The organism is Cuneatibacter sp. NSJ-177 (genome assembly GCF_022867805.1).
Classification (GTDB): Bacteria; Bacillota; Clostridia; order Lachnospirales; family Lachnospiraceae; genus Pseudolachnospira.
Genome location: NZ_JALIFO010000001.1, coordinates 123,477 through 145,792 on the forward strand (window position 1 = coordinate 123,477; position 22,316 = coordinate 145,792).

Consider the following 22,316-nt stretch of genomic DNA (forward strand, 5'->3'; position numbering starts at 1 on the left):
AAGCTCCGTCTGAGAGCGGCCGTGGAAGTGGAACGGCCGCCCCGGACGGAGCTTTTTCTTTGATAGGAAATTCCTTTGGAATTTCTCGGCGCGAAATTCTTTCTTATCTGCGGAAAATCGTTTCATCCTGCCGGATGGTCTCCAGCACCCGGATGTTTCTCAGATCCATCGGTTCCACCGCAAGGGGATTGCGGTCCAGAACCGCGAAATTTGCCTGTTTGCCTGGACGGATGCTTCCTTTTTCCTCTTCTTCAAAATATTGGTATGCCGCCTGCTGCGTCACTGCTTTCAGCGCGTCCCATACCGGGATTTTCTGTTCTTCCCCAAGCAGCACTCCCTTTTTGGTGATCCGGTTGACCGCACACCAGACGGTTTCCATCATATCCGGCTGAATCACCGGGGAATCCTGATGGAAGGTAAAGGGCAGGCCGGCCTTTTTCGCCGAGGCGGCCAGGCTGATTTGTTTCGCCCGCTCCAGGCCGAAGTTTTCGATGTGAACATCTCCCCAGTGGTAGACGTGGGCGGCGAAAAACGAGGCGATCATACGATTTTTTACCGCCAGGTCCAACTGGTCCTCCGGCAGCAGCTGAGCGTGGATGATGACCGGGCGGATATCCGGGGAACTGAGGAGTTCCTTTTTTACCTTGTCATAGGTGGTAATGTATTGCAGGCTGGCCGCGTCGCCGTTGCAGTGGGCCAAGAGCTGCATGTTGTCCGTAAGGGCTTTGCGAATGCGGAACTCGATCTCTTCATCGGTCAATGTAGGATATCCGCAGTAGCCGTCCGCTGCATTTTGGTACGGATGAAGCATCCAGGCCGTCCGGCTCTGGGGGGAGCCGTCCAGGAAAATCTTGTAGCCGCCGATCTTAAAGCGATCCTGGTACTGCCGGATATGACCGGGAAATTCGGCAATAAGCGAGTCGCTTTCCGCAATATCCAGATAGCCGGCCACATCCAGGCGAAGCAGGTGAGAGCGGCAAAGCGTCTCATAGAAAGGCCCTAACTGCTTCACCATCATCCCTTCCTGAATTGTAGTGATTCCGTAGCTCATGTATTTATCTTGGGCTTTTTGATAAGCGCCCATCAGTTTTTTGGGGGAAGGCATGGGGATCTTGTCCTGGTACTGGATCAGGGCGTTTTCCTCCACGTAGCCGGTGAGTTCCCCGTTTTTTACTTCGATTTTTCCTCCGGCCGGGGAAGGCGTTTGGGCGGTAATCCCTAAGAGCCTCAGGGCCGCGCTGTTGAACACGCCGGTATGGCCGGACTGGTGCTGGAGCAGGAGGGGATGGTTTGGCGCGGCGGTGTCCAGGACCTCTTTATGGGGCGGCCGTTTTTCCGCCAGGTTATTGTGGTCGTATCCTTTGGCCAGAACCCATTGGCCCTCCGGAATCTGATTTTCCTCTATAAATTCCCGGATCTTTTCTGTGATTTCTTCAAAGCTGACCACTTCGTCCAGCGGAACCTGCAGAAAGGAATTGGCAAAGCCGGAAAAGTGACTGTGCGGGTCGAGAAAAGCGGGCAGCATCGTGCGTCCGTCCAGATCGATTTTTTGACAAGCCGGGCCAGCCTGAAGTTTCAACTCCTCCCGTTCTCCCACAGCGAGAATTCGTCCGTCTTCCGTTAAAACCGCCTCGGCGGAAGGGAAAGCGTCTTCCATCGTAAGGATCGGACCTCCAAAATAAAGCTTTTGCATCATTGTGTTCCTTTCTCCGCCGGTATAAAATCCGGCGGTACCAATTTTGACTTATTTTACAGCGGTTTCTCCGTCCTCCCTCATTTTCCGCAGTTCACTGGCGGCAAGGGGCAGCGCCAGGCAGGCGGTGAAGAAATCCGAGACCGGCTGTGCGATTTGAATGCCGGTCAATCCCAGCAGATGGGGCAGGAGTAAGATCGCGGGTAGGAAAAAAATCCCCTGACGGGAGGCTGCCATGATCGTTGCCTTTGTTGTCTTTCGAATTGCCTGCAGCATCATGCTGCTGATCGTGTATAGAGACATCAGAGGGAAAACGACAGCCTGCATCCGCAGTGCCTTTGCGCCGATCTCAATGACCTCAGGATCCGTCTTCCGAAACAGAGAAATAATCTCCGGAGCAAACCCAAAACCAAGAACCGCCAGCACACAGAGAAAGCCTACAGAGGTGCGCACGCAGAACCAGTAGCCCTGGCGCACCCTGCGGTACAGTTTGGCTCCATAATTGAAACCGCAGACCGGCTGAAAGCCCTGCCCAAAGCCGATCAGGGCAGAGAAGGCAAAGGCGAATACCCGGTTGACGATGGACATGGCCGCGATCGCCGCGTCGCCGTAGAGGCCGGCCATATGGTTCAGGCTCAAAGTGGCGATGCTGTTCAGTCCCTGGCGGCAGAGGGACGGGAATCCCGCCTGCACCATCTCTCTGACATAGTAAAAACTAGGTTTCAGGTTCCGGATGCGGACCGCAATGCAGCCGTCCCGGTAAGTGCCGGAGACCAGCAGGATAAAACCGAGGAACTGGCTGATGATCGTGGCCAGCGCCGCCCCGCCGACGCCCATGTCCAGCACGAAGATAAAGATCGGGTCAAGGACAATGTTGAGGAGTCCGCCGGAAGCAATGCCGATCATGGCGTAGAACGCGCTGCCCTGAAAGCGGAGCTGGTTGTTCAAAGCAAAGGAGGCGGTCATATAAGGGGCTCCGATCAGGATAAAGCGCAGGTAATCTTTGGCATAGGGGAGGATCGTATCCGTGGAGCCCAAAAGCAGGGCCAGGGGTTCCAGGAAAAGCAGGCCGAGAATCATAATCAAAAAGCCGCAGCCCAGGGCGGAGAAAAAGCCGAGGGCAGCCATTTGGGACGCCTCCTCGACCTTGTGCTGTCCTAACCGGCGGGACATGAAATTCCCGGAGCCTTGGCCGAAGAAAAAGCCAAAGGCTTGAAGGATCGCCATCAGGGAAAAGACGATGCCAACGGCCCCGGTGGAACTGGTGTCAATCTTTCCGACGAAATACGTATCCGCCATGTTGTAAAAGTTGGTGACCAGCATACTGATGATGGTCGGAACCGCCATCTTGCAGATCAGGCGGGGGACCGGGGTGGTGGTCATATAGGTGAATTTTTCTTCGTGTGTCATGGGATCAGCTCCTTGGAGGGATCTTTGGAATTGGTGAAACGCTTTATGAGATATTATACAATAGGTGGCGGGGGATTGCCAGGGGGGAATGGGGAAAGATGGGCGAGGAAGTTCCTACTGTACGTTTATTTGGAAACGTCTGGACATGTAAAACGTTTTCTGCATTTTCTGGATTCAGCCGCGGACTCCGTGTCTGATGACGAGCTGCTGGTAAAGATGAATCTCGAACTAGAAAAAGTTCGTAATAATGAAGAGTGGAGGCGGGAATATATGACATTATTGATGGAATTAAATGAACGGGAAGCTCGTGGCCTGGAAAGGGGCAGAAGAGAAGCCATAATCAAAATGCTGAAAAACGGCCTCACGCCGGAGCAAGTGTCAAAAATTATGGAAATTCCGCTGGAAGCCATTGAAAAATTATCCACCCAGGAAACCACCTAAATCCAGGGATATTTCTCTTTCTTTCGGCAAAAATAAATTTGAATTCACAATCAAAAGTCGAAGCGTAAGCTGCTGCATCGATCCAATGAATTTCCGTCGATGCAGCAGCAATTTTCATGTCTGGAAGCAAAGCCAGACACTGAGCCACCGGTTATTCTTCGAAAATCCCATACTTCCGCCCTTCTACATAAAAAACATAAAAATTTTACGAAATATTCCAAATCTTCTTATTGCTTTATTTCCAAACGAAACCTATAATGGATAGTGCGTAACTTTACGCTTCCGCTGGGGCAGCGGATACATAAGTGGATTTGAAGGAGATATTGAATGGAACCAAATCGAAATAATCCGCAGAACGATAACGGGAAGCGGAATCAAAATTTTATGGCGATGGCGGCATTGGGAATGGTGGTTCTGTTTGTGATGACCATCCTGACCCGTTCGCTGGGCGGAGGGCAGTCGCAGGAGATTACCTATCCGGAATTTGAAAAGCTGGTCGAGACCCGCGAAGTCGTGGAAGTGGTGATGGATGAGTACTACAACAAGGTAAGCATCACCGTAAAATCCGAGGATGGGAATACCGAAGAAAAATACTACACCGCGATCGTATCCAACAAGGAACTGAAGCAGCTGTTTGAAGATCACGGAATCGAGAACTACAAAGGAACCATCTTGGAGCGGACTTCCTGGCTGATGGAGATTCTGATCTATATCATCCCGGTGTTCCTGATTCTCATTATCTTCAACGTGATGATGCGTAAAGGCGGCGGCGGTGGGATCATGGGCGTCGGCAAGAGCAACGCCAAGGTCTATATGCAGCGGGAAACCGGCGTCACCTTCAAAGACGTTGCCGGACAGGACGAAGCCGAAGAATCCCTGGTGGAGATTGTGGATTTCCTGCATAATCCCGGAAAGTACACGGCCATTGGTGCGAAGCTTCCGAAGGGCGCTCTCTTAGTGGGCCCGCCCGGAACCGGTAAAACGCTGCTGGCGAAGGCCGTGGCCGGGGAAGCGCGCGTTCCGTTCTTCTCCCTGGCAGGCTCTGATTTTGTGGAAATGTTTGTCGGCGTCGGCGCGTCCCGTGTCCGCGACCTCTTTAAGCAGGCCCAGCAGCAAGCGCCGTGCATTATATTCATCGATGAGATCGACGCCATCGGAAAGAGCCGTGACACCCGTTTCGGCGGAAACGACGAGCGGGAGCAGACGCTGAACCAGCTGTTAGCTGAGATGGACGGTTTTGATTCGTCCAAGGGCGTCTTTATTCTGGCTGCCACCAACCGGCCGGAGGTGCTGGACCCCGCGCTGCTCCGTCCGGGCCGTCTGGACCGCCGGATCATCGTGGATAAACCGGATTTAAAGGGCCGTCTGGCCGTTTTAAAAGTTCACTCGAAAAATGTGCTGATGGACGATACGGTGGATCTGGAGTCCATTGCCATGGCGACTTCCGGTGCCGTAGGTTCGGACCTTGCCAATATGATCAACGAGGCGGCGATCCTGGCCGTCAAACAGGGACGCCGGGCTGTCAGCCAGGCAGATCTCTTCGAGTCGGTGGAGGTTGTGATCGCCGGTAAGGAGAAGAAGGACCGGATCATGAATGCCCAGGAGAAAAAGATGGTGGCCTACCACGAGGTCGGCCATGCCCTGGCGGCTGCCCTCCAGAAGAACACGGAGCCGGTGCAGAAGATTACCATTGTGCCCCGTACCATGGGTTCCCTCGGCTATGTCATGCAGACTCCGGAGGAAGAAAAGTTCCTGATGACCAAGGTGGAGCTGGAAGCCGAATTGATCACGCTTTTGGCCGGCCGCGCAACCGAAGAAATTTTCTTTGAATCGGTTTCCACCGGCGCGTCCAACGATATTGAAAAAGCGACCAAAGTGGCCCGCGCCATGGTGACTCGTTTCGGCATGAGCGAGGAATTCGGCCTGATGGGACTGGAAACCATTGAAGGTCAGTACCTGGACGGACGCTCGGTTCTCAACTGCGGGGATAACACCGCAGCTCAGGTGGACGGAGTCGTCAAGGTGATGTTGAAAGAAGCCTACGAAAAAGCAAAGGTCATTATCAATGAAAACAAAGAGGCTTTGGAAAAGATCGCGGCCTTCCTGATCGAAAAAGAGACGATCACCGGCAAGGAGTTTATGAAGATTCTGCGGGAGGTAAAGGGAGAGTCCTTGGAAGAAAAAGGAGATAACCATGTCTCTCTGAGAAAGGAAGATCCCAAGGCGCCTTTGCAGATTTCCCCGAAGGTATCGCTGACGGAGCCGCTCTACACTTCCGCGGAGGTAAAGCGGATCGTAAAGCGCGAGGTTCTTCGCCGGAGAGCCCGGAGCGGCCGGAAAGCCAACGCTCCCAAGCCCCGCCAGGCGAGAATGAAACGCCCCGGCGGAAAACGGAATTAATCACAGTGAAACACCACCAGCCTTCGATAGGGATTCCTTACCGGAGGCTGATTTTACGATGAGACGCAGCAAGGTGGTTTACGGGCAGTCCCTGCCATTGGTACCAAGCTGAGCCGACTAGGAGGAGAGGATCCTATGTTTGATCTGAAAGAGGAGCTGAAAAAGCTGCCGGATAAACCGGGCGTCTATCTGATGCACGACAAAGGCGACCACATCATCTATGTGGGCAAGGCGGTGAATCTGAAAAACCGGGTCCGGCAGTATTTCCAGAACGGCGGGAACAAATCGCCGAAAATTTTGCGCATGGTCAGCCAGATCGCCTGGTTTGAATTTATCGTCACGGATTCCGAGACCGAGGCCCTTGTGCTGGAATGTAATCTGATCAAAGAGCATCATCCCAAATATAATACCATGCTGACCGACGACAAGGGATATCCCTTTATCCGGGTCACTGTGGAGGAGGCATATCCCAGAATCCTGATCGCCCGGACCATGAAAAAGGACAAATCCAAATATTACGGCCCGTATACCGATGTCGGCGCGGTCAAGGACAGCATCCGCCTGGTACAAAAGCTCTATAAGATCCGCACGTGCCGGAGAAATCTCCCTGCCGATACCGGGAAAGAACGGCCGTGCCTGAATTACCATATCCATCAATGCGATGCTCCGTGCCAGGGCTATATCAGTGAAGAAGAATACCGGGAGGCCATTGACAAGGCCCAGGAGTTTCTGAAGGGAAATTATGGGCCGGTACAAAAGCATCTGAGAGCCAAGATGCAGGAGGCGTCGGATGCCTTGGATTTTGAAAACGCAATGATGTACCGGGAACTCTTATTCAGCGTCCAGCGGACCGAGCAGCAGCAGAAAGTGACCGACAGCGGCCAGGAGAATCGGGATATCGTGGCTCTTGCCATGGAAGGTGAGGACGCGATCGTCCAGGTGTTCTTTATCCGGGAAGGCCGTCTGATCGGCCGCGAGCATTTTCACGTCAAAGTGGCGGAAGGGGATGAGAAAAGCCAGGTGGTATCTGACTTTGTCAAACAGTTTTACTCCGGAACGCCTTTCTTTCCGCGGGAAATCTTTGTGCCGGAGGAGCTGCCCGACGGCGGGCTGATCGAGCGGTGGCTCAGCGCCAAAAGCGGACATAAGATTTCGCTGGTCGTCCCCAAGCGAGGGGAAAAACACCAGTTGGTGGAGTTGGCGGAGAAAAATGCGAAGCTGATCCTGACCCAGGACCGGGAGAAGGTAAAGCGGGAAGAGGCTCGCACCATGGGCGCGGTCCATCAGTTGGAGACACTGCTGGGCAGGGAAGGACTTCACCGGATGGAGGCCTTTGACATTTCCAATATCAGTGGATTCGAGTCGGTCGGATCCATGGTAGTCTATGAAAACGGCCGTCCGAAGCGGAACGATTACCGGAAATTTAAGATTCAGTGGGTTAAGGGGGCCAACGACTACGCCTCGATGGAGGAGGTACTGACCCGGCGTTTTTCTCACGGGCTGGAAGAGGTGAAGATGCTTCGGGAAAAGGGGATGGAGGAGGACTACGGCAGTTTCAGCCAGTTCCCGGATCTGCTTTTGATGGACGGCGGCCGCGGCCAGGTCAATGTGGCGGAGCGGGTGCTGCGAGGCCTGGGGCTATCCATTCCGGTCTGCGGAATGGTAAAGGATGAGAATCACCGGACGAGAGGACTCTACTTTGAAAATAAGGAGCTGCCTTTGGACCATCATTCGGAGGCGTTCCAGCTGATCACGCGGATTCAGGACGAAGCCCACCGGTTTGCGATTACGTTCCACCGGGCCCGCCGCGGCAAGGCTCAGATTCATTCCATTCTGGATGATATCGACGGGGTTGGACCGGTCCGGCGGAAAGCTTTGATGAGGGAATTCAAAACCATTGATGCTATGAAAGCGGCCAGCGTCGACGATATCGCGGCCCTGCCAGAGATGAACCGGGGCGTGGCAGAGATGGTGTACGCGTTCTTCCATGATGGGGAAGTTCCGTTGAAGTAGCGGAAATTTTGTGCTATACTATTCACGAAACGGATCAGAGCCCGGCAGCGGAATCAAAGATTTGCCGGAGGCAATTCCACAAATTATAATATCGCAGGAGGAAGCGCGATGGATCAAATCAGTGTCGGACAGTTGGCGCGGGCAATGAATTTGGTGAACTTGACACCGGAGATCGATTTGGACAGCCAGATGTTGAAGGCAGAAGGGATCATCAACCGGCCGGCTTTGCAGATTGCCGGCTTTTTTGAACATTTTGATTACTGCCGGGTACAGTTGATTGGAAATGTGGAGATGGCATATCTGGAGACCATTACCCCGGAGCGGAAGGCTGAAATTTTCCGGAAGATGTTCGGCTTTGCAATCCCCTGCATGGTTTTCTGCCGCGGTCATATACCGGACGATATTATTCTGGACGCGGCGAGAAAAGCGGAGATCCCGATTCTTACCAGCAAGCGGGTAACAGCTGATCTGTATGCGCGGATCCTGCACTATGTCCAGGAAAAAACCGCCCCTACTATGGTGATGCACGGCGTTCTGATCGATGTATTCGGGGAGGGCGTTTTGATCATCGGCGAGAGCGGGATCGGAAAAAGCGAGGCAGCGCTGGAGCTGATCAAGCGAGGTCACCGGCTGGTTGCCGACGACGCGGTGGAGCTCCGCCGGTTCAATGAGGAGCGGCTGATCGGTTCGGCTCCGGAGGTGACCCGCCATTTTATTGAGCTCCGGGGGATTGGGATCATTGATGTGAAGACCCTGTTCGGCGTGGAGAGCGTGAAGGACGAGCAGGATGTGGACATGGTGATCCGCCTGGAGGAGTGGGACCGGGCGAAGACCTACGACCGCCTGGGAACCAATGAAGAATACGTGGAATATCTGGGAAATAAAATCATATGCTATTCCATCCCGGTGCGCCCTGGACGGAATGTAGCCGTGATCGTTGAGTCGGCCGCGGTGAATTACCGCCAGAAAAAGATGGGATATGACGCCGTGGCGGAGCTGTACAAGCGGGTACAGAACAACATGCTGCGGAATCGATAGGAGAATATCATGACAGACTGGTTGGAACAGTTGAGACAGGCGGCTCCGGGAGCCGTTTTTCTCAGGCAGGAGCCAATGAGCCGGCACACGACGTTTCAGGTGGGCGGGCCTGCCGAATGTTTTGCAGAACCGCAGAATGCGGAGGAGCTGGCGGCCTTGATTCGCTGCTGCCGGGAAGGGAGCATCCCTTATTACATCATAGGGAAGGGGAGCAATCTGCTGATTGGCGACAGGGGATACGCCGGGGTGATCCTCCATGTGGGTGCAGGCCTTGCCGCCTGTGAAATTGAACACGACCGGATTTACGCGGAGGCGGGAATTTCTCTGGCCCTTCTGGCGAAAAATGCCTGTGCGGCCGGCCTGACCGGATTGGAATTTGCCGCTGGCATTCCGGGTAGTCTTGGCGGAGCGGTGACGATGAATGCCGGAGCCTACGGCGGCGAGATGAAAGATGTGCTGACGGCGGTTCAGGTTGTGACAAGGGGGGGAGAGCTTTTCTGGCTGACGGCGGAGCAGATGCAGCTGGGCTATCGGACCAGCGCGGTGATGAAAGAAGGGTACGCCGTAACTGCCGCTGAGTTCCAGCTGGCAGAAGGCGATGTGGAGAAAATCAAAGAGAAAATGGCGGAGCTGGCGGCGAGAAGACGGGAAAAACAGCCGTTGGAGTATCCCAGCGCCGGGAGTACCTTTAAACGGCCGGCCGGCTATTTTGCTGGCAAGCTGATCGAGGAGGCCGGTCTCCTCGGCTTTTCCGTGGGCGGCGCTCAGGTATCGGAAAAACACTGCGGTTTCGTGATCAACCGGGGCGGTGCAACCGCTGCGGATATTCTGGCTCTCTGTCAGGAGGTGGTCCGCCGGGTCAAAGAGAATTCCGGCGTGACGCTGGAGATGGAAGTCAGATGTCTGGGGGAGTTTTGATATGTCTTTTTCCTTGCGGGCAAAAGAAGAGTTGGAAAAACATAAGAGCAGCGCGCGCCATTGTCAGATCGCGGAGCTGGCGGCGATCATCAGCGCTTTGGGGAGAATTTCTGTCCGTTTGGACGGAAGGCTTTTCCTGGTGATTCAAAGCGAGAGCCCCATGGTGGCGAGAAAGGCCGCGGTTCTCCTGCAAAAAGGATTCCAAATCAAGCCGGACGTCTCTGTCATGGGAAGCGGCGATTGGAAAAAGAGCCATGTGTACACACTGGCTCTGCGCCGCCATGAGGAGGTCTCGCGGGTTTTGCAGGCTACCAAGTTTTTGCAGGAGAACGGGGTTCTCCGGGATCTGGAGCTGCCGGTGGACAACCGGGTGATTCAGAGCGCCTGCTGCCGCCGCGCTTTTTTGAGAGGGGCTTTTTTAAGTTCGGGCTCCATCAGCAATCCACAGAAATCCTATCATTTTGAGATCGTCTGCGGAAATGAAGAAAAGGCTGAACAGATCCGGAAAGTCATGGTTTCCTTTGAAGTGGACGCGAAGATTGTGCTGCGGAAAAAGTATCATGTGGTCTATGTGAAGGAGAGCGACGGAATCGCCGACCTGTTGAATATCATGGAGGCACATCTCAGCTTGATGGAGCTGGAGAATATCCGGATTCTCCGGGGGATCAGCGGCTCGGTGAACCGGAAAGTGAACTGTGAGACGGCGAACCTAAACAAGACGGTCTCAGCTGCCGTGGAACAGGTTAGGGACATCCGGTTGATTGAGGAAAAGCGCGGGCTGGACAGCCTGCCCGACGGTCTGCGGGAGATGGCTTATGTCCGTCTGGAAAATCCGGACATGCCGTTAAAAGAGCTGGGAGGCCTGCTGGATCCCCCGGTGGGTAAATCCGGGGTGAATCACCGTCTGCGGAAGCTGAAGGCCATCGCGGAAGAACTGATGTGATAAGAGAGAATTGCGGTGGGATATCGATTGGGAAGAACGGAGGAATGGCGGATGTCGGATTTGCCTGTTTGGATCGCCGTCTGTGACGACGACCGGAAAGATTTAGAGAAGCTTTCCGCCATGGTGAAGCAAATATTGGAAAAAGAGAAACGCCCGGTCCACCTGGATTCCTACGCCAGCAGCCAGGAACTGTTTCGTCTGCTGCACGAGAAACCAGACCGGTATCAGATTCTGGTCCTGGATGTGATGATGGACGAGATCGATGGAATTTCTATGGCGTCAAGGCTGCGCAGCCTGGGCACTTCTTCCCTCGTGATCTTTGTCTCCACGAACCGGGAGATGGCGCTGCTCGGCTACGAAGTGGAAGCCGTCCGCTATCTGGCAAAACCGGTGGAGGAAAAAAAACTCCGGGAAGCATTGGGATACTGCATAGAAAAATTGCAGCAAAAGAAAATTCTTATGGTCAAGATGAAGGATGGCTGTATGCGGAAAATCCGTATGGACCGTCTGGCCTACATAGAAATCTGCGGCAGGAACACCATTTTGATAGAAGAGGGACACAAATGGGAATCCCTCTCCTCCATCCGCGAGCTGGAAGAAGAATTGCCTGCGGAGACATTCTGCCGCTGCCATCAAAGTTTTCTGGTGAATCTGGACCGGGTGGAATCCATTCAGCGTTATGAACTGACCCTCCAGGGAGGGCTTCGGGTTCCGGTCAGCAAATCCAAATACAACGAAACGAGAGAACGATTATTTTTTTATGTCTCGGACTGACCGCTTGGACTTTCGAGAGGGATGGCAAAGGCTGTCCGGAATTTTCCCGGAAGTTCTTTTGTCTCAAGGATCCCGCCGTATTTTTCTACAATGTTTTTCATAATCAGAATACCGTAGCCGTGGAGTTCCACGGTTCTTTTTTTGTCGATTTTTCCGGCAGAAGGCTCATTTGACGTGGAATTTTCCAGCGACAGATAGAAAAACCTCCCTTTAATGTGCAGATCCAGACGCAGATACGAAGGTTTCTCACCGGATTCGGCAGCAGCCTGGATGGCATTGTCCAGGGCGTTCAGCAAGAGCGAAGTCAAATCCGTGTCACCAAGGGGTAGTGAGGCCGGAGCTTCCGCCCTCTCGATGCTCACTTTTATTCCGGCGTCGGCGGCGGAGAGCAGCCGGCTGTTAAACAGAATATCGATCATATAGTTGCCGGTGCTTAAGATAGGTTGAAGTGTGGCAAGCTGTTCCGATACGGCGGCTGCGTAATCAGAGGCACGCTTGCTTTGCCCATCGGCCAGAAGCTCCTGGAGCGCCAGCAGATGCCGGTTGATATCGTGGCGCAAAATGGCAGTCTGCTTGACCTGCTGCTTGATATAAATGCTGCTGTCCTGCGCCATTTTTTCTTTTAAGAGGATGGCGGTCCGCTCTGCGCTGGTCTGTTTTTGATACCAAATAAATTCAAATAGCACTGAGACAAAGGCGCAGATCAAAAACAGAATACGAAATCCCCGTAAGGGCAGGACGGTGTTGGAATAATCAACCTGGGAAAGGCGGGAAAACAGACCGCCGGGGTAGTCCGAGCCAAGCAGCGCGCCGGCGGCCAGGAACGCGGCAAAACCTCCCGCGGTGATCCCGGCCGTAATACAAAATACAGAATAGAAACGATTTTTTCTTTTCCAGTTGAGGAAGGCCAGCACAGTGACGGCGAGAAACAGGAGCAGAGTATAAAAATTGGAAAAGAACAACAGGTGGTATTTCAGAAAACCTGGCAGTTCGGGATGCCGGTATTGGTACCATACGTGAGCCAGGACGGCAATAACTTGGACAAGCAGGCTGAGTCCAAGGGGAAGCCGAAATGGCCGGTCCATACGGGTGCAGAGAAACAGGAGGATAGAGGTGCTGGATAAAAGATATCCAAGATTATTTAAATCGATTCCGGTCCCTTCCCGGCTCCAGGGAAAATATTTATGGTAATAAGGCGCATCGGCCACTTGACTCACCATCAGCAGGAAAAAGAAAGCGGAGAGAAAAAACATGCCCCAATCCAATTTGCCGGAAAACGTCTGAAAAACCATCAAAAGCAGCGAAAAAAAGCCGAACAGAAAGAACGCCATGGCGGGCAGGGAATTCGACGCCGCATCAGCGATCAGGGCGCTCTCCGAGGCATATCCGCAGTATAAAACAACCGAACAGGGGTAGGCGGTCATGTCCATATTCTGTTTTTCGCTGGGCCCGGTACTCTGGGCGATGGTCAGAGTTTTTCCCAGATAATGGGAAGGAAGGGCGACCACGAGCGGGGACTCTTCATCCCATTCCTTCATCGGGAGAGTCAGATAGCCAATCCGGTTGTCCTCATCGGGGCAGTCTGTGTAGAGCAGCTGGCCGTCCAGAAAAACACTGACATTGCGGTTCACCACACCGATACGCAGGGTGGGATCGTCGACCTCCTGGTCCATGACGCGGGAATAGTAGAAGGTTTGGCCCGGCCGTTCTATACCGGTAAAGCCTTCGATTCCATCGTAGAACAAAGAGGTTTTTTCTTCTCCTTCCATCAAAAAGGCGGTCCATCCATTGGCATCCTCCTTGGATTCCACTTGCTCCGTGCCTTCTTTAACCGAAGAGACGGAAAGATCGTAAATATCATTTTTCAAGGGATGTGTGTAGGTAAGAAGCACAGGAACAAATAGTCCGCAGAGAAGGGCCGCCGCTGCGACTGGAATCAGGATTTTTAGATAACGAACGATTGAACGATACATATAAGCTCCTCTTTTGTCAAATCTCGACGTTTGCTGAGTCTGCATCAAGCTTAACAGCCCCAATTTGTTCCGTCAATATAAATAATTTCTGATTTTGCATATTTTTTCCCGATTTTGCTTGGGGGATAGATTCTTCTGTATCTTTTTTATAGAATAGAATCAATCTTTAAAAAAGTAAGTGGAATGGACAAAAAATACAGGGACAATCTCTATGAAAAGCGGCAGAGAATCCCTTTTTATTTCCCAAAGAAAAAGCGCATGAAAAAGAGGCGGCAAACGTGATCAGAGAAAACAGAAACATTGATTCTAAAATACAGATACCGGCGCAGATCCCTTCTTATGTGGAACGAAAACGTCTGCACGCCGAATACCGGGAGAAAAAGGTAACTGTGTTTTATGCGGGCGCAGGCTTTGGGAAGACCATGTTTATGGCGGACGTGGCGCATCAGCAGGAAAAACGCTGCGCCTGGTATCAGCTGGAAGCGTCCGACAATGAACCCATTTTGTTTTTACATATCCTGGAAAGCTCGGTAAAGCGGGTGATTCCTGATTTTTCCTTTCCCTTATCACCTCCGATGCGGGAACAGACAGTAGAGGCTGCTGCCGGTACATTTGCCGAGACGCTTTCTGATTTGGTTTCCGGACCGCTTTTGATTGCATTTGACGATTTTCAGGTAATTCAAGAGGAGGCAATCAGTCAAATCCTGTCAGTCCTGATCCGGAAAACTTCGCCGGAGATTCATTTTTTCTTTGCAACCAAAGGGGCGTTTCCCTCTTTTCTTGCCACTTTTTTGGCTCAAGGCAGCGCCGTGCTGTTTGGACAGGCGCAGCTTCAGTTTACCCAGGAAGAAGCGGCCCTCTTGTTGGAAAAGGTGACCGGGGAGCAAATGGAGCCGGACGCACTGCAGCGGATCTATGAATATACGGAAGGATGGCCGGTGGGACTGATGTTTGCCGGGCTGGGGCTTCAGGGACAAGTGCATGCTGCGGACGCCCACAGCGTGCTGCGGGGCTCCCGTATTTATGATTATATTGCCTATGAAGTGTTTCGTAAGCTTTCCTTTGACCTGCAGCAGTTTTTGGTGGACACATCAGTTCTGGATCCTTTGAATCCGTGGGTCTGTGATTTTGTCACCGGAAAAACCAACGCGAAGAATAACCTGGACTATCTGGTGCAGGAGAATTTATTTGTCATCCGGCTTGACGGGCAGAAATCCTGGTACCGCTATCATTCGATCTTCAAGGATTTCCTGAACAGTCAGATTAAGGAAGAACGGAAACGAGAAATTTTAAAAAAGGCGTCTCTCTATTATATGAGAAAGCAGGACTTTGAGCCGGGGATCAAGTATGCCCTGCGGTGCGGTGACAGTGAGACCGTTGGGCTGGGCGTGGAGCTCTATGCCGGGGAGCTGATTCAAAACGGCCGGACGGCTTTACTTTCCCAGTGGGTTCACTTTTTGGAAATTGAGGGCGGCCGGATGTCCTGGGCATGCCTCCATGAGATCAGCGCTTTTTATGCCTGCCAGGGGCAGGAGGAGAAAGCTGCCGGTTATCTGATGCAGGCGGCAAAGACGGCGCTGCGGGATGAAAAATACGAGATTTATTCCAAGTATCTGCTGGAATTGCTGCCGGCGCTGGACCAATTGGAAACGTTGAGCGCACGCACGGATTTTCTCATGGAATCCATGGGGAAAATCAAAGGAAAAACAACAAAATATTGTGGACAGCTGATGAAAATCCTGCTGGAATACTGTGTTCAGATGGATGACTGGGATATGCTGTTTTCTTTCCGGGACAACATCCGCAAAGGGGCGGTCAAGGTTCTCCACGGCCAGTCGGAAATCATTGACTGCGTGGAGTGGCTGTGCCGGTCTCAGGCGGCTGCTCTCTATGATGAAAATTTTTTACAGGAAGCCCGCGGATATCAGGTATATTCCCAGGTGTTTATGGACTTTGGGTTTTATCGGTATCTGACCCAAGAATATCGGGCGGGAAGGCTCTCTGAGCGAAAAGCGGAGCTGGCTGAGGTTCTTTCTTTTGCCAAAGGCAGCCTGTTTGCTCAGTGGATGCGTTTGTACCAGCTTCTCCTATCCTGTCAAAAAGGTGAAATTTCGGACTCCTGCGCCAGAAAGGAAGCGCGGCGTCTGGAGGAGTATCGGAACCGTCAGGAGGTGTCCTGGCCAAAGCTGTCGGAGAAAGATCAGAAAAAATTCTACGCTCTCCTGGCGGAACCGGAGGAACAGCAGGGGCAGGCGCTTCCTCATCTGGATGTGTTTTGTTTCGGCAGTTTCCGCGTGTGGACAGAGGATGGAAAGCCGCTCTCCTGGAGAACCAAAAAGACAAGGGAGCTGTTTGCCTGCCTGTTTGCAGCCCAGGGGAAAGAGATGGAGAAAGATGTGCTGATGGAGTACTTATGGCCCGAAGGGGATGCCCAAAAATCATCGGCGCTTTTAGACACCACTGTGTCCTATCTGAGGAAGACCTTGACCAATGCAGGGTGCGGCCATGCTTTTGTGGTCCAGAATAAGAGATACCGTTTGGAGATGAAGGCAATCCGGTCCGACTACGCCCGCTTTTTGGAGGTGGCCGGAGCCTTTCTAAGCGGAGATTGGGATTTGGCTGCGGAGGCAGGGCCGGAGACTCTCCCGGAGCTATACGGGTCGGGCTACCTGAGCGGGGAAGATTATCTGTGGGCGGTTACCGAACGGGAACGGTTGGAGCAGCGGTATTTGAAAGCGATGCAGCGTCTGGCCAGGCATTATTTCGATCAAGGCCAGTACCGTCTGGCCGCGGATTCGGCGGGCCGCGCATTGGAGACAGATGCTTTTTCCAACGAACTGGCCGGTCTTTTAATCGACAGTCTGGAGGCTTCCGGTGATCGGAGGAATGCAAAAAAACAGTTTGAAAAGTATAACAGCCTTTGGCTGGAGGAAATGGGACAGGAGCTGACCTATGACAGATCCCTATAGACAGGATATGATGAATGCGGTTTGGAGGGCATTGGAAGAGTACGGAAAACGCAGGAATCCTCCGGTTGTCCTTCGCTTTACCACGGAGATTTCAGATGAGAAAACTTCCAGCGAATGTTTCCTGACTTGGGCTGAGAGAGGGAGGCAGGCGCTTTCCGATGGACAATGGGAACCTCTGGAGTATTTATTTGCTTTGTTTCAGGCCGATGATCTGGAACGGATGTGCGTGGCCGTCTGTCTGGCAGCAGAGCTGGAACCAGACTGCGGGCCGGTGATCCGATCCTTGCAGAGGGAGGGGGCGCTTCCGACCGCAGGATTTTTGATGAAGCTGTACGGTCCGGGCGCGGACGCCGGACATTTTTCCTCTCACGGAGTGCTGCACCGCTGGTTTTTGGAACCGGGCAGGGCCGGGGGGAGGGAGACCCAGCTGGAGCAGCCGCTGAAATTGAGAGAACGGGTGGTGGAATTTGCCTTAGGAAAATGGGAGAATCGAAAGCTTTCTGCCTGGACTTCCCTCCTGTTTCCAGAAAAATGCAGCCTGACCTCCTTGGGAAGAAGAGAATATGAATCCTGGCATTTAGGATTTCAAAAAGCACACGCCGGCAAGCTTCCAGGACAGTGGGTTTTTCTGATCGGCGGGCCGGAGGGTGTGGGAAAAAAGACACAGCTTGTCCGGCTGGCGCAGGAAAGTGGCCGGCCGGTTTTCTGCGCGGACCGAAGGCGGCTGGATCCCTCCGCTTTGAGGGGATCCTGGATGGAACTGATTTGGGAATGCAAAGTGAATCAGGCGTTCCTGGCCGTGGAACACTGGAACCCCTCGGACGGCAGGGAAGAAGAGTGGGGTTCTTTCTTGGAACAGGCCTCTTGGGAGGGGGAAGCTTTGATCGTTCTTTCCGAAGAAGCGGAACAAGTCCAATTTTTCGGACAGCATGTGTGGAAGATAGAACTTTCGCTGCCGGACCTTGCGGAGGCGGCGGAACTTTGGCGTTTTTTGGCTTCCGGATACTCTTGGCGGGACCCGCTCCGTGCGGAAGAATTGGCAGGGCTGTTTCTTTTGCCTCCGGGGCAGGTGGAGGAAATGCTGGCCGGGGCCTGGGGACGCGCTGGAGACGGAGGGATCGGCACGGAAGAGGTAAAAGCATTCTGCCGGGAAAATCTTTCCGGACAATCCGGCGGAAGCCTGCGGCGGGTCCCTCTAAAATTTGGCTGGGAGGATCTGGTGCTGCCAGGTCCTGTGGTACGTATGCTGAAAGATGCCTGCGCCCAGGCAAAAAACAAGTATGCGGTATACGAGACTTGGGGGCTTTCGGAGAAAATTGCCTATGGCACCGGTACTTCCCTGGTGTTTTCCGGCTCCCCCGGAACTGGAAAGACCATGGCGGCCCAGGTCCTGGCCCGCGAATTGGGGCTGGAATTGTTCCGGATCGATCTGGCGGCGGTGGTCAGCAAATACATCGGGGAGACAGAGAAAAATCTAAATGTTATTTTTGAGGAGGGAAGGAAGAGCCAGGCGGTCCTGTTTTTTGACGAGGCGGACGTGCTTTTTTCCAAGAGGACGGAAGTCCGGGACTCCAATGATAAATATAGCAATATGGAAGCTGCCTTTCTCCTGCAAAAGATGGAGGAATACACCGGAACCGTCATCTTGGCTACTAATTACCTGCAAAATGTCGACGAGGCATTTAAACGGAGGATGACCTTCCTGATTGAGTTCCCCTTCCCGGATCCGGAAAACCGCAGGCGGCTGTGGGAGATTTCGATTCCCCGAAGAATGCGTCTGGAAAATGACGTGGATTTTGATTTTCTGTCGGCTCATTTTGAGCTTTCCGGCAGCCAGATTAAAAATAGTGTGAGAAACGGAGCATTTTTGGCCGTGGGAGACGGAGAGAACGCAGTGGGGATGCGGCATTTGCTTTTGGCTGTAAAGCGGGAACTGGAAAAGAGCGGAAAGAAACTGTCCGCCGGTGATTTTGGCGAGTACGGCGGCTTTTAGGGGAGGGCGGACAGGAGATTTGGAGTATAAAGAAAAAAGAGCAACGGAGAAAGATTACCGGCTGCGAAAACGGGAAGAAGACCGGGAAAACATTTTGAAAGGGTACGAACCCTCGGAAAAGGAGGAGGAAAAAGCGCCTCTGGAGCGCCTGCGGGCGGAAAGTGAAACCGGTTTTCTCAGCGCCGGATTTTCCGGAGAAAAAAAGGAAAAGGTGGTTCTCTTGGTCTCCCAGGACAAGGAGGCGCGGGCCCGGCGCGAAGAAAAGAATTTGAAACGGGAGGGAGCCCGCCCGGAGAAAGTGGAGGGAAAACGGGTTTTGACCAACAGCCATAATCCGGGAAAAAGCGCAGCGCTTTTCGAGCTGGACTCGTCCAAGAATAAAAAACGTCTGCTTTCGGAAATTACAGCGCTGATGGAAAAAAAGGGAAATGAAACCGTCTCCGGCCTTCTTCCTTATCTAGAAGAAAAAGAAGAGGCCGAGCAGATTCAGGTTTTAGAGGACGAGGCCCGAAAGAGTGAGGATCCGGTCCGGATCGGGCAAAACCGCCGTCTGGCCGGAATGCTTCGGGAGGATCAGAGGAAGAAAGAGGAACAAAAGCAGCGTCTCTTAAAAATGCTGGAGACGAACCTGGAGACGGAACAGGAAAAAGCCCCCCGCTTTCCCTGGGAGCTTCTCTTGGGCATGGCGGCCGCTTTCCTTTCGGGGGAACAAAATCCGGACCAGCCGCCGGAGGAACAACCGGGACCGGAAAAAAATCCTTCCGTCCCGGAAAGCAGATCCGAAGGGCAGGAGGAGACGGATGAGCGGAAGGAACAACCGGATCAAACGTCGATTTTTACCGTGTGAACGGCGAAGTCATCCGGAGAATATTTGAATATTTCATGCTTGGCGCGTAAGCGCTCAAAATATGGGAGCTAAGCATTCGGGCAATAAAAAATTTTACGGATTCCCTCTTTTTCATGGTTTGTTTAGCTTTTGTTAAGTGAGGGCCAGTAAAATATTGTCAAAAGATACCATATAAAATTTCTTTAGAAAGGAGGTATCCCGTTTCCATCCAAGGAGAGCAGGAGGCGGGAACAATATGGCGGAATATTTATCACCAGGCGTCTATGTGGAAGAATTTGAATCCGGCGGCAAGCCCATGGAAGGCGTGGGCACCAGCACGGCAGGCTTTATCGGCCTGGCCGAAAAGGGGGCCGCGGAGGGCGTCCCTCAGCTGGTCACCAACTTTGCAGACTTTAAGAGAAAGTACGGGGGGTACCTCTCCGAGAATGAATTCGGAGATTACCGTTTCCTGGCTTATGCCGTGGAGCATTTCTTCGTCAACGGAGGATCCCGCGCTTTTATTTCGCGTGTGGTTCCGGGCGATGCCAAATGCGCATCCGGTTTGGTCCCTGCCGAAGAGCCCCTGCTTACCATTTCGGCAAAGAACCCTGGTATGTGGGGCAATAACATCAATGTTGTGATCACCCCTTCGTCCAAAGCAAAAACTCAGATTTTGGATATCTTGGAGACTTCTTCCGGAAAGAAATACCATGTAAAGAATTCCAACGGTTTCCAGCCCGGCGATGTGGTGATGTACACGGATAAGACCACGGTCCTTTACAACCGCGTGATCAAGAGCCAGGACAACATTATCGAATTCGAGGAAGAGTTCGACGACAGTGTTGTGGACAAAAACCTTCTGCCGGTCAAGGTGATCACCACATGCGAGTTCAGCCTGGAAGTCAAGGCCGACGATCTGGCAGAGTTCTATGAGAATGTTTCTTTCAACATCACCGCGCCCAACTATGTGGAAAAGAAGACGGCGAAGTCCGATCTGATTTCCGTTGCCTGCCAAAAACCCGACGAGGCTTCCGCGCCTTTCCTGGCGCTGGCCGGAGGCAATGAGGAACAGGCGGTTGTCTCCGTAACCCTGACCGGCGGTTCCAACGGCAGCGTGGGAACTCTGACCGCCGCCGACTTTATCGGCACGGACAACGGCGCAGGACGGCGTACGGGCATTCAGTCTTTCCTGGACAACGATAGTGTGTCGATCATGGCGGTTCCCGGCGTCACCGACCCCAACGTGCAGTTGATGCTGGTGGCTCACTGTGAGAACCTGGGCAGCCGTTTTGCGGTACTGGATATGCCGAGGGATGCCAAGAAGATCGACGACATCATGGCGCACCGGGATATCTTTGATTCCAACTATGCAGCTCTCTATCACCCCTGGCTGATGGTCTTTGATCCGCTGGACAAGAAAAACGCGGCGATCCCCCCGTCGGGCTCTATCATGGGAATCTATGCCCGCAGCGACAACACCCGCGGCGTGCACAAGGCTCCTGCCAATGAAGTGGTCCGCGCCTGCGTCGGGCTGGACTGCCAGTTCAACAAGGGCGAGCAGGATATTCTGAACCCGAAAGGTGTAAACCTGATCCGCTCATTCCCCGGACAGGGAATCCGCGTCTGGGGCGCACGGACGGCCACCAGCAATCCCAGCTGGAAATATGTCAATGTCCGCCGCCTGTTCATCTACATTGAGGAATCCATTAAAGCCAACACCAACTGGGCCGTTTTCGAGCCCAACGACGAGGTTCTGTGGGTGCGTGTCAAGAGAACCATCGAGGTGTTCCTGACCGGTATGTGGAGAGACGGCTCCCTGGCGGGAAGTACGCCGGAGGAGGCATTCTTTGTCAACATCGGCCATGAAACCATGAGTCAGGATGATATTGATAACGGACGTCTGGTCTGCGTCATCGGCGTGGCGCCTGTGAAACCGGCAGAGTTTGTTATCTTTAGAATTTCTCAAAAGACCAGCGACGCGGAATAACGGCGAAAGGAGAGTTAAAAAATGGCTTCATATCCCTATGGAAGATTTCGATATAAGGTGGAGATTGACGGCATAGAAGCCGGCGGCTTCTCCGAGGTGACCGGTTTTGACGCATCCATCGATGTGATGGAGTACCGGGAAGGGGACATGGTACAGACCCCGATGAAGATACCGGGACTGAAAAAATACGGCAATATCACACTGAAGAAAGGGCTGGCGGATTCCCGCGCCCTGTACGACTGGATGATCGCCGGAGTGAACGGGGAGGTCGAGAGAAAGACCATCACGATCACTTTGCTGAATGCAACGGAAGCAGCGGTTGCTTCCTGGCGTGTGATCAATGCCTGGCCGGTGAAATATACAGGGCCGGATTTCAGCGCAACCTCCTCTGAGGTTGCCGTGGAGACTCTGGAGATCGCACACGAGGGCATGACGAGAGAATCGTAAGCGAACAGATACTTCGGGAAGAGGGATGCCATTCTGCAAAAAAGGCGCAGTGATGGCAGCCCCTTCTTGGGGTTTGGGGCGGCGATAAAGGAGGAGGATTTTTATGGCATTTCAAACCGAGTACAATTTTGTGCTTCCCAGAGGCTATCTGGACCGGGAAGGAGTCCTGCACAAAGAAGGAGTCATGCGTTTAGCCAACGCAGGGGATGAGATCCTGCCGTTAAAGGATCCGAGGGTACAGCAGAATCCCGGTTATCTGACCGTCATTTTGCTGGCCAGAGTCATCACCAAGCTGGGGTCTCTGCCGGCGGTGGACACCCGCGTGGTGGAGAATCTGTTTACGATGGATCTAGCGTATCTCCAGGATTTGTACCAGCGGATCAATACGATGGAATCTCCCAGCTACCGGGCGGTCTGCCCCCACTGCCACCAGGAGATCGAGGTGCCCATAAATTTTATGGAAGCCGGCCTATAGAACTTTATCCGGCGGA

General features: G+C 53.1%; 16 protein-coding genes. 13 read left to right on the plus strand and 3 right to left on the minus strand.

What is annotated here, in order from left to right:
* Positions 1-103: 103 nt before the first annotated feature.
* Both MUB23_RS00525 and MUB23_RS00530 read right to left on the minus strand, forming a co-directional pair.
* A complete protein-coding gene (locus tag MUB23_RS00525) occupies positions 104-1,696 on the minus strand; it encodes an amidohydrolase (RefSeq protein ID WP_244798233.1) in 1,593 nt (530 codons plus the stop codon).
* A gap of 48 nt (positions 1,697-1,744) precedes the next feature.
* Positions 1,745-3,103: an MATE family efflux transporter gene (locus tag MUB23_RS00530; RefSeq protein ID WP_244798234.1), complete on the minus strand. Its 1,359-nt coding sequence runs from the start codon at positions 3,101-3,103 to the stop codon at positions 1,745-1,747.
* 24 nt (positions 3,104-3,127) lie between these two features.
* Between MUB23_RS00530 and MUB23_RS00535 the strand changes: the two genes are divergently transcribed.
* The 7 genes from MUB23_RS00535 (at position 3,128) to MUB23_RS00565 (ending at position 11,630) form a co-directional block, all read left to right on the plus strand.
* Positions 3,128-3,544, plus strand: coding sequence for a hypothetical protein (locus MUB23_RS00535; RefSeq protein ID WP_244798235.1), 417 nt, complete (start codon positions 3,128-3,130; stop codon positions 3,542-3,544).
* Positions 3,545-3,871: 327 nt separating this feature from the next.
* Positions 3,872-5,944 (plus strand): ATP-dependent zinc metalloprotease FtsH, encoded by a 2,073-nt coding sequence (ftsH, locus tag MUB23_RS00540; RefSeq protein WP_244798236.1) that lies wholly within the window; start codon positions 3,872-3,874, stop codon positions 5,942-5,944.
* A gap of 135 nt (positions 5,945-6,079) precedes the next feature.
* Positions 6,080-7,957, plus strand: a complete 1,878-nt coding sequence (uvrC, locus tag MUB23_RS00545) for an excinuclease ABC subunit UvrC (protein WP_244798237.1) — start codon at positions 6,080-6,082, stop codon at positions 7,955-7,957.
* Positions 7,958-8,065: 108 nt separating this feature from the next.
* Positions 8,066-8,995 carry an HPr(Ser) kinase/phosphatase gene (hprK, locus tag MUB23_RS00550; protein WP_244798238.1) on the plus strand — a complete coding sequence of 310 codons (930 nt, stop codon included), beginning with the start codon at positions 8,066-8,068 and terminating at the stop codon, positions 8,993-8,995.
* A gap of 9 nt (positions 8,996-9,004) precedes the next feature.
* Positions 9,005-9,913 (plus strand): UDP-N-acetylmuramate dehydrogenase, encoded by a 909-nt coding sequence (gene murB, locus MUB23_RS00555; protein WP_244798239.1) that lies wholly within the window; start codon positions 9,005-9,007, stop codon positions 9,911-9,913.
* 1 nt (position 9,914) lies between these two features.
* Positions 9,915-10,856 carry a DNA-binding protein WhiA gene (gene whiA, locus MUB23_RS00560; RefSeq protein WP_244798240.1) on the plus strand — a complete coding sequence of 314 codons (942 nt, stop codon included), beginning with the start codon at positions 9,915-9,917 and terminating at the stop codon, positions 10,854-10,856.
* A 51-nt stretch (positions 10,857-10,907) separates the two neighbouring features.
* Complete coding sequence (locus MUB23_RS00565) at positions 10,908-11,630, plus strand: LytR/AlgR family response regulator transcription factor (protein WP_244798241.1); 723 nt, start codon at positions 10,908-10,910, stop codon at positions 11,628-11,630.
* Here MUB23_RS00565 and MUB23_RS00570 read toward each other — a convergent pair.
* Entirely contained in the window at positions 11,615-13,603 is a 1,989-nt protein-coding gene (locus MUB23_RS00570; RefSeq protein ID WP_244798242.1) for a sensor histidine kinase, read from the minus strand. The two genes, MUB23_RS00565 and MUB23_RS00570, sit on opposite strands and share 16 nt — an antisense overlap.
* A gap of 278 nt (positions 13,604-13,881) precedes the next feature.
* Between MUB23_RS00570 and MUB23_RS19730 the strand changes: the two genes are divergently transcribed.
* The 6 genes from MUB23_RS19730 to MUB23_RS00600 all read left to right on the plus strand — a co-directional run bounded on the left by MUB23_RS19730 (position 13,882) and on the right by MUB23_RS00600 (position 22,300).
* On the plus strand, positions 13,882-16,572 hold the full coding sequence (locus MUB23_RS19730; protein ID WP_244798243.1) for a BTAD domain-containing putative transcriptional regulator: 2,691 nt from the start codon (positions 13,882-13,884) through the stop codon (positions 16,570-16,572).
* Complete coding sequence (locus MUB23_RS19630) at positions 16,556-18,565, plus strand: ATP-binding protein (protein WP_280515587.1); 2,010 nt, start codon at positions 16,556-16,558, stop codon at positions 18,563-18,565. The genes MUB23_RS19730 and MUB23_RS19630 overlap by 17 nt, the downstream gene beginning before the upstream one ends.
* A gap of 19 nt (positions 18,566-18,584) precedes the next feature.
* Positions 18,585-19,412 carry a hypothetical protein gene (locus tag MUB23_RS00585; RefSeq protein WP_244798244.1) on the plus strand — a complete coding sequence of 276 codons (828 nt, stop codon included), beginning with the start codon at positions 18,585-18,587 and terminating at the stop codon, positions 19,410-19,412.
* A gap of 235 nt (positions 19,413-19,647) precedes the next feature.
* Positions 19,648-21,378 (plus strand): phage tail sheath C-terminal domain-containing protein, encoded by a 1,731-nt coding sequence (locus tag MUB23_RS00590; RefSeq protein WP_244798245.1) that lies wholly within the window; start codon positions 19,648-19,650, stop codon positions 21,376-21,378.
* A 21-nt stretch (positions 21,379-21,399) separates the two neighbouring features.
* Positions 21,400-21,825, plus strand: a complete 426-nt coding sequence (locus tag MUB23_RS00595; RefSeq protein WP_244798246.1) for a phage tail protein — start codon at positions 21,400-21,402, stop codon at positions 21,823-21,825.
* 103 nt (positions 21,826-21,928) lie between these two features.
* Positions 21,929-22,300 (plus strand): DUF4815 domain-containing protein, encoded by a 372-nt coding sequence (locus tag MUB23_RS00600; protein ID WP_244798247.1) that lies wholly within the window; start codon positions 21,929-21,931, stop codon positions 22,298-22,300.
* The last annotated feature ends 16 nt before the right edge of the window (positions 22,301-22,316 follow it).

Coding starts and splice junctions, on each gene's coding strand:
- MUB23_RS00525 (WP_244798233.1), bottom strand. CDS start 1,696: ATGATGCAAAAGCTTTATTTTGGAGGTCCGATCCTTACGATGGAAGAC.
- MUB23_RS00530 (WP_244798234.1), bottom strand. CDS start 3,103: ATGACACACGAAGAAAAATTCACCTATATGACCACCACCCCGGTCCCC.
- ftsH (WP_244798236.1), top strand. CDS start 3,872: ATGGAACCAAATCGAAATAATCCGCAGAACGATAACGGGAAGCGGAAT.
- uvrC (WP_244798237.1), top strand. CDS start 6,080: ATGTTTGATCTGAAAGAGGAGCTGAAAAAGCTGCCGGATAAACCGGGC.
- hprK (WP_244798238.1), top strand. CDS start 8,066: ATGGATCAAATCAGTGTCGGACAGTTGGCGCGGGCAATGAATTTGGTG.
- murB (WP_244798239.1), top strand. CDS start 9,005: ATGACAGACTGGTTGGAACAGTTGAGACAGGCGGCTCCGGGAGCCGTT.
- whiA (WP_244798240.1), top strand. CDS start 9,915: ATGTCTTTTTCCTTGCGGGCAAAAGAAGAGTTGGAAAAACATAAGAGC.
- MUB23_RS00565 (WP_244798241.1), top strand. CDS start 10,908: ATGTCGGATTTGCCTGTTTGGATCGCCGTCTGTGACGACGACCGGAAA.
- MUB23_RS00570 (WP_244798242.1), bottom strand. CDS start 13,603: ATGTATCGTTCAATCGTTCGTTATCTAAAAATCCTGATTCCAGTCGCA.
- MUB23_RS19630 (WP_280515587.1), top strand. CDS start 16,556: ATGACAGATCCCTATAGACAGGATATGATGAATGCGGTTTGGAGGGCA.
- MUB23_RS00590 (WP_244798245.1), top strand. CDS start 19,648: ATGGCGGAATATTTATCACCAGGCGTCTATGTGGAAGAATTTGAATCC.
- MUB23_RS00595 (WP_244798246.1), top strand. CDS start 21,400: ATGGCTTCATATCCCTATGGAAGATTTCGATATAAGGTGGAGATTGAC.
- MUB23_RS00600 (WP_244798247.1), top strand. CDS start 21,929: ATGGCATTTCAAACCGAGTACAATTTTGTGCTTCCCAGAGGCTATCTG.